5 protein-coding genes and 1 pseudogene are annotated in these 7647 nt (G+C 58.3%); 2 read left to right on the top strand and 4 right to left on the bottom strand.

Annotated features, from left to right (window positions below):
- Positions 1 to 266: 266 nt before the first annotated feature.
- A complete protein-coding gene (gene gltX / locus Q5H33_RS07695) occupies positions 267 to 1787 on the bottom strand; it encodes a glutamate--tRNA ligase (protein WP_302423868.1) in 1521 nt (506 codons plus the stop codon).
- 321 nt (positions 1788 to 2108) lie between these two features.
- Here gltX and Q5H33_RS07690 point away from each other — a divergent pair, with 321 nt between their 5' ends.
- Positions 2109 to 3458 carry a DUF805 domain-containing protein gene (locus Q5H33_RS07690; protein WP_065435437.1) on the top strand — a complete coding sequence of 450 codons (1350 nt, stop codon included), beginning with the start codon at positions 2109 to 2111 and terminating at the stop codon, positions 3456 to 3458.
- Positions 3459 to 3613: 155 nt separating this feature from the next.
- On the opposite strand, the gene Q5H33_RS07685 is transcribed toward Q5H33_RS07690, so the two are convergent.
- The gene (locus Q5H33_RS07685; protein WP_134853765.1) at positions 3614 to 4588 is read right to left on the bottom strand and encodes a hypothetical protein; all 975 of its coding nucleotides are present in this window, start codon (positions 4586 to 4588) and stop codon (positions 3614 to 3616) included.
- Between the two features lie 220 nt (positions 4589 to 4808).
- Positions 4809 to 5468 carry a histidine phosphatase family protein gene (locus tag Q5H33_RS07680; protein ID WP_034880056.1) on the bottom strand — a complete coding sequence of 220 codons (660 nt, stop codon included), beginning with the start codon at positions 5466 to 5468 and terminating at the stop codon, positions 4809 to 4811.
- Positions 5469 to 5917: 449 nt separating this feature from the next.
- Between Q5H33_RS07680 and Q5H33_RS07675 the strand changes: the two genes are divergently transcribed.
- Positions 5918 to 7342 carry an MFS transporter gene (locus tag Q5H33_RS07675; protein WP_004220249.1) on the top strand — a complete coding sequence of 475 codons (1425 nt, stop codon included), beginning with the start codon at positions 5918 to 5920 and terminating at the stop codon, positions 7340 to 7342.
- 176 nt (positions 7343 to 7518) lie between these two features.
- Here Q5H33_RS07675 and Q5H33_RS07670 read toward each other — a convergent pair.
- Positions 7519 to 7647: pseudogene (locus Q5H33_RS07670) on the bottom strand (GtrA family protein); the annotation flags it as partial.

Genomic DNA, 7647 nt, shown 5'->3' with positions numbered 1-7647 from the left:
GGATTTGAACCGGTGTTGGCGCCGTGAGAGGGCGTAGTCCTAGACCGCTAGACGACGGGGGCTTGAGTTATTGCTGTGATTCTCAGCTGAGCCGCGAACCGCAACGAGTGATAAATATACGCGAATCCGTAGGAGTGCGCAAGTCACGGCGTGTCGCGCCATTTTCCGCCATTCTTAAACAGCATCCCAGAACAACAAACCCGCTGGAACGGAACATTCCAGCGGGTCGACAGTCATGCGATCGGCAAAATCACACCATCAGCGCATCACAGGTGCTCGCGCAAGCCCTGCAAGCGTGCGACGGTGATCTCCTTGCCAACGATCTCCATGGATTCGAACAGCGGCGGAGACACGCGACGGCCGCTCATGGCCACACGCACCGGACCGAACGCCAGACGCGGCTTGTAACCGCCATCTTCGATCAGCGACTTGTTCAGTGTCTCATGCAGGAAGTCGGTCTTCCAATCATCTTCAGCAACGTCGGAAAGCGCCGCAATGGCGGCGTCGAGCACTGCCGGAGCGGAATCCTTCAACTGCTTCTTGGCGTCATCATCAGGCTCGATGTAGCCCTCGGTGGAGAGCAGCGAGCCCACCATGCCGGCGACCTCGCCCAGCAGGCGCACGCGCGGCTGCACGAGCTCCACGGAAGCGGACAGCACCTCACGCTCGCGATCGGTCAGCGCATCCCAGGAATCGGCGGAGACCACGCCATCGCGGTTCAGGTACGGCACGGCACGGTTCAGGAAGTCCTGCGGCTCAAGCATACGGATGTGCTCGGCGTTGATGGAAATGGCCTTGTCGAGGTCGAAACGGGCCGGATTGGCCTTGACGTCACGCACGTCGAACTTTTCGATCATTTCTTCCATGGAGAACACGTCGCGGTCGGCGGCGATGGACCAACCCAGCAGCGCCAGGTAGTTCAGCAGGCCTTCGCGAATGAAACCGTTGTCGCGATGCAGGAACAGATTGGATTCCGGGTCACGCTTGGAAAGCTTCTTGTTGCCCTGGCCCATCACGTACGGCATGTGGCCGAACAGCGGCATTTCCTTGGCCACGCCCAGCTCGATCAGGTAACGGTAGAGCACGATCTGACGCGGGGTGGAGCTCAGCAGGTCCTCGCCGCGCAGCACCACGTTGATGTTCATCATGGCGTCGTCGACCGGGTTGGTCAACGTGTACAGCGGATCGCCGTTCGGGCGCACGATCACGTAATCCGGCACGGAACCAGCCTTGAACTCGATGCGGCCACGGATCAGATCGTCGAACGCGACATCCTCATCGGGCATGCGGATACGCAGGGCGGGCTTGCGGCCTTCGGCACGGAAGGCGGCCTTCTGCTCTTCGGTGAGATCACGGTCGTAGCCGTCGTAACCGAAAGCCTTCAGGCGGCCGGCGGCCACGTTGCGGGCTTCGATTTCTTCCGGAGTGGAGAAGGATTCGTATGCATAGCCGGCTTCAAGCAGCTTGGCTGCGACATCCTTGTAGATGTCGCCACGCTCGGACTGGCGGTACGGGCCGTCGGGGCCACCCACGTTGATGCCCTCGTCCCAGTCGATGCCCAGCCAATTCAGGGCTTCGATGATCTGGTTGTAGCTTTCCTCGGAGTCGCGCTGGGCGTCCGTATCTTCAATACGGAACACGAACGTGCCCTTGGTATGGCGGGCCTCAGCCCAGTTGAACAGTGCGGTGCGGACCATGCCGACGTGCGGAATGCCGGTCGGGGACGGGCAGAAACGCACGCGAACATGCTCAGGAAGTTCTGGTTTGGTGTTTTCAGCTTCAGTCATAAGCTCCATTGTGCCCCGCAAACCGGACGTGCCATCCAGTCCCACGCACCAACTCGCTTTTCGCGGTCATGAACATCCTGCAGCTAATTGACCCGATGATCGCAGCCACCAATCCTTACAACACCATGCTGGGCATGAGCCGCGCCATCGACGGACTTCCCCAACGCGTCAGAAGATGCCCCAAGTCAAAGGGGATTTTTGCGGGGTCCGTCGGGATTGTCCCACACTGCAATATTTTTCGGTATTTTTGGCGATGCAAGAGTACTGTGTTAATCGACTTCACTTTTTTGATGTCGATTCACTTTCCGAAAGGGTAATCTAATGACGGACCCCAACCAATATAATCCGCAGAACCCGCAGCAGGCCCAGCAATATGGCGGTTACGGCTCCTACGGTCAGAATGATTACGGCCAGCAGGCACCGCAATACGGCGCACCCGACTACGGCCAGCAGGCACCCCAGTATGGCGCGCCTCAATACAGCGCACCGCAATACGGCAATGCGGCCGGATACAACCAGCAGCAGCCGCAATACGGCGCACCGCAACCTCAGCCACAGGGGTCCGGCAGCTTCTTCGCACTGACCGCTCCGCTCGACCAGCCGGCCTACAACTGCACCATCGGCGAGGCGTTCATCCGCTTCTGGAAAAAGTACGCCACGTTCAAGGGCCGCGCCTCCCGCGGCGAATTCTGGTGGTGGGTTCTGTGCACATTCATCATCCAGATCGCGTTTGCCGTCATCTTCGCGGTGTTGGGCGCCATCATCGACAGCAATACAGCCAATGGAATGCGAAGCTTCGTCAACACCATTTGGGCACTGGCAACGATTGTTCCATCCCTTGCGCTTTCCGTTCGCCGCCTGCACGACACCAACAAGGCCGGCACCACGCTGGTCATCCTCTACGCGATTGACTTCATCGGTGGCGTTCTGCTGAGCGTCGGCCTCGTCATGACGGGACTTGGCGCCATTTCCGTAATCGGTGGCGGATCGAGCTCGACTGGCGCAGCCGGCATACTCCTGTTGATCATCGGTTTCATCGCATGCCTGGCCACGTCGATCGTGCTCATTGTGCTCATGGCCAAGAAGACCGATCCAGCCGGCGCACGCTTCGACGATCCGGCAGCCGGCAACGGCTACGCCCCAGCCCCGGGCATGCCACCGACCGCAACCGCACAATACGCCCCGAACGGCACTCCGGCACCGGTCGCCGACCCGTACGCAGCGGCTGTTCCGACGCCAACCGCTGATCCGTATACGGCAGCCGCTCCGGCACCTGCAATGCCTGCGCCGACTCCGGCAATGCCCACCGCAGACCCGTATGGCGCTCCGACCCCAGCCCCGGCAGCCACCAACACTCCGTACGGCAACCCGTATGGCGCTCCTTACGGAACTCCGACCGATCAGTACGCAGCACCTGCGATGCCAGCCGCTCCAGCCGCCCAGTACACTCCGGCCGCCCCGGCAACTCCGCATGCAGCCCCGGCACCCGAAGCCCCTTCCATGCCGAGCATGCCTCCGCTGCCTACGGTTCCGGAACAGTCCACCCAGCTTGACCAGACGCAGTTCGATCGCCCCACGTTCGGCAACGATTCGCAGGGCCAGACCCCGTACGGATCCGACAATTCCGACGATTCCGACGATCCTACCGTGTACGGCAACATACAGCATTGACGAAATATGCAGGTTCAGCACTGAACTTAAGAACCGAACTTGCAATAATCAGTACTACATAAAGAAAATCCCGGCACCGCAATCGCAAGTGCCGGGATTTTCTTATTCCTATATCGATAATTCCCACTAATTCGGATTATCTCGGATTGCCCACGTCACGCAGCATCCGCACCTTCGCCTGAATCACCCGAATCATCGGAATCATCCATGTAGCTCATACTTTTCATAGCGTCCGTCATCAAATTGAACTTTTCAGCGAGCGCTTCCTTGCTCTTACGTTCATCCTCATCTTTGGCTTCCTGCTCGGCCCTCTTCGGATCCCAACGCAGGCACTCCGCATGATGATCCCACTCCATGCCCGCGCACGGAATGACATTGTCCGCGGTTATGGTGAATGTGTTGTCGCAGAAGGAATTCTCCTCGAGTGGCGTTGCCCTGCCCGCCTCACGCACAGCATTACGCAGCGCAACCATTCGAGACAAGGTCACGTCGCCGACATAGATCGGCGGAACAGCCATCTGCTCGCACAACTCGTTGATGTACAGCATCACCGGCAGCACGCGCACGGTCTGTTCGTCCACATCGTCAATGCCTTCGCACATGAGATTCATCAGACCGTCACCCACCGCGAGCGCCGCGAGGAATCGCCCGGTGAGCGTCCTTGGGGTCGTGGTGAAAGCGTAGCAGTAGTTGACATCTTCCAGCGCTCCGCCGTCGAAGCCCAGGCTGACGCTCTGCCGAATGTACTCCACGATCTTTTGCAGTATATTGCGGACTTCCGTCTCGACATGGGCGTCGATGAAGATGCCCAGAATGTCGGCCGCTTCGAAGAACAGGTCGGCATTGTTGGTTTCGGAATAATTGCGCATCACATCGTATGCCTGATTGGCCCGCGTGAGCGCTTGCACAATTTCCGGATCGCAACCCGGAATCTCGTCCATTCCCTCGTACACGGCTTCCGCCACGGACGGGTTAATCCCGTGGGACAATCGCAGCATTGCCCTTGCCATGGTGCAGGAGAATCTTACTTGCAGATCTTCCGTGTACTTTGCGTCATTCTCCATCTCCTGAACGGTTTGCAGCGGCCATAATTCCACCACTCCAACACAGCTTTCGATGGCAATTTTCATATGAGGCCTATCGAATAATTGATAAAGCGCTCCGTTGTTGATAGTGAAAGCCATGCGTGCCCCTTTGCAGCTTCGACATTTTGTTTTCCTCACTGGACCCAACAGCATCCAGCCCTTCCATGATTGCATGGAATCCCCGTTCTTTCAACAACCGCCGCACTCATTGTCGCGTGTCTCGGTCAAAAGTTTCCAATCCGGCGATTCCATGCCGCATTATGCACTATTTCACGTCGGCCGCGGGATCGACGTAAGCGATCGACAATACTTTGCGTGTATCGCAATCGTACGTAATGGAAGTGATGGAGGCGAGTGCCGTATGGCGTAGCAGCATATTATGTTCCGGGTGCCCGGTTTCCAGCATGTGCCTGTAGCTCCAGATGGGCGATTCATGGCTGACTACGATGATTTGCTCGCCGGGATGCTCCCCCACTTTTTCGAGGGCGAACGCTTGCACACGATGCGCGATCGACTGGTAGCTTTCACCCCAGCTTGGCTTCCACAGGTTGCGTACCAGCTTCCAGTTGCCGTTTTTCCAGAGTGCGCCTTCGCCGTAGCCGATGCGCGTGCCGCGGAATTCGTTGCGCGCTTCGATGATGCGCTCGTCGGTGGTGAGTTCCAGCGGCTCCTCGCCACGGGTTTCACGCACTTCGTTGAGTGCGGTGAGGATTTCGCCGGCCGTTTCGCGCGTGCGTTCCAGCGGCGACGAGTAGATGGCGGAAACTGTGTTGAGTCGTGGATTGACGGCAATGTAGTGCGCGGTCGCCTGCGCCATGCGCACACCCACTTCCGACAGGTGGAATCCGGGCAGTCGTTCGTAGAGCAAATGCCCTGGATTTTCGACTTTGCCGTGACGTACGAAATGGATGGTTGTTGCGGGCATCCCTACCGCCTTTCCGCAAGATGCTGCCGGACTGCTGACGTTGACCGATGGAACGAAAATCCTGCAATCGCAAGCTTTGGAAGCGTTGCGCAACCATTTTGCAACAACCGTCTTTCGCCCGCCGGACATCTTTTCGTCCACCAAGTGAACGTGTGGTGAGTACTTACAAAATAGCCAATCGAATTATGTCTGCCAACCTCAATGCACCGCGTGTTGCGACAGTACCTCCGCATAAAGTTGTCTAGTTCAAGAAAATGGCACACAACCAGTCTCCACCCCCTATGCAACACGCTTGAACGTCAATCGATTGACGTTCAAGCAAGGTTGAAGTGAGAGACTGGGGCTGGAGAGAAAACAATCAAGACAGAACAAGGGTATATCAAGCGGTCCGCGGCAACGCAACGCAGCGGACGCAAGCACCAACCGTGAGCAGAAAGGAGCGGCAAAACATGACCAATTCAGTCCTCGCCGGCGCCAAAAGCATCGGCCAACATCTTTTCGGAGGGTACGCGGAGCTTCTTCGAATACCGCACACCGCCCGATTTTCGGTCGGTTCAGTGATCGCATGCATGCCGTTCCCGATGGTCGGCATGACGATTACGATTTCCGTGCAGCATTATTACGGCAATTATTCGCTGGCAGGCGCGCTGACGGCCGTGCAGGCGATCGCGCTGGCCGTTGCGAGCCCGGTGCTCGGCAAGCTGGTTGACAAGTTCGGCCAGCGTCAGGTGTCGATTCCGACAATCATCGTGTGGATGATTGCGGCGACCGCACTGGTTTCCTGCATCACCGCCCGAGTACCGTCGTGGATTCTGTTCTGTATCGTACCGTTCATGGCGGCGATTCCGCCGTGGGGCGCGATGAGCCGTCAGCGTTGGACCACGCTGCTTAAAGGTGACACGGAGAAAACCAACCGCGCGCTTTCGCTTTCCGGCGTGTTCGACGAATGCATGTGGGTGATCGGCAATCCGCTCGCCTCCACACTGGCCGTGATTTCCGGGCTGTTGGCATTCTCATTCACTGGCGTGTGTGTGGTGGTCGGTGCGCTCATGTTCCTCACCGAACTTTCCACCGAGCCGAAATCGCAGACGCAGCTGGCTCGCGAAGCGGGCATGACCCGCAAGGAATACCGTGAGCGCGAAGCCGCCCGTTCCAAGGCGTTGCAGGCGGAAGCGGCCATTGAGTACGCTCGCGATCGCGCACGTTCCGAAGGCAAAACGGCTGCGGAAGTGCAGGCCGCCATGGATCAGGCCGCCGCCGATGTGAATGCCGGGCGCAAGGAGTCGATTTGGGGGCCGGGCCTAATCGCCGTATGCGTGACGTGGTTCGGTTTGGGCGCGTTCCAGTCGGCCGCCAGCATTTCGATCGTCGCGTTCGCCACGGAAGCGAATATGAAGCAGTACACCGGTTTCGTGTTCGCCTGCTTCTCGTTCAGCTCGCTGATCGGCGCGCTCGTGTATGGCGCAAAGAATTGGACTATTCCGCTGTGGAAGCGTTTCTACTTCTGCCTTGCCGTGGTCGATCTAGGCATCGGCTCGTTCATGTTCGCCAAACATCTGTGGGTGATCATGATCATCTACCTGTTCATCGGCGTATGCCAGGCACCGACGTGGGTGAACGGCAACCAGCTGATGCTGCACTTGGTGCCGCCCACACGCTTCACCGAAGGCATGGCCTGGATGGGTGCGATGAACTCAATCGGCGGTTCCGTCGGCTCGGCGATTGCCGGCCAGTTCATCGACCGTATGGGATCACACGGTGGTTTCATTGTAGTGACGGCTCTGGCGCTCACCTCGCTGGCGATCGCCCTGTTCGGCTTCAAGCAGATCAAGGACTCCACCGAGCAGCCCATGCTTACCACCGTAAGCGTGTGACCTTTCGCACGTAAAGCATGCAGAGCATACGAAAAGGCGGTGCTTATACCTTTATAGGTGTAAGCACCGCCTTTTCATATTCAGGACTGTCCGGCCGTCTGCGCGAGTCGGGAATCAGGGCAGATTTGATCAGGGCAGATTTCCGGGTTGTGCAGGCAGATTTTCCGAATTCAGGACTACTTGGGCCAGCCGTTGGGAGTGTGTTCCAGCGACCATATGCCAAGCTTGTGCGAGAAGCTGTTCTGCCACTTGGCTTCCAGCTCTTCCGGCGTGAGGCGGTTGTCAGCCTTGCGCAAACGGTTCAT

The sequence above is a fragment of the uncultured Bifidobacterium sp. genome (assembly GCF_959020145.1).
In the GTDB taxonomy this organism is placed as follows: domain Bacteria; phylum Actinomycetota; class Actinomycetes; order Actinomycetales; family Bifidobacteriaceae; genus Bifidobacterium.
This window is presented reverse-complemented; position numbering and strand designations above follow the sequence as displayed.

What these genes read in the sequence shown, in the direction of transcription:
- gltX (WP_302423868.1), bottom strand. Translation starts at nt 1,787, where the DNA reads ATGACTGAAGCTGAAAACACCAAACCAGAACTTCCTGAGCATGTTCGC.
- Q5H33_RS07690 (WP_065435437.1), top strand. Translation starts at nt 2,109, where the DNA reads ATGACGGACCCCAACCAATATAATCCGCAGAACCCGCAGCAGGCCCAG.
- Q5H33_RS07685 (WP_134853765.1), bottom strand. Translation starts at nt 4,588, where the DNA reads ATGAAAATTGCCATCGAAAGCTGTGTTGGAGTGGTGGAATTATGGCCG.
- Q5H33_RS07680 (WP_034880056.1), bottom strand. Translation starts at nt 5,468, where the DNA reads ATGCCCGCAACAACCATCCATTTCGTACGTCACGGCAAAGTCGAAAAT.
- Q5H33_RS07675 (WP_004220249.1), top strand. Translation starts at nt 5,918, where the DNA reads ATGACCAATTCAGTCCTCGCCGGCGCCAAAAGCATCGGCCAACATCTT.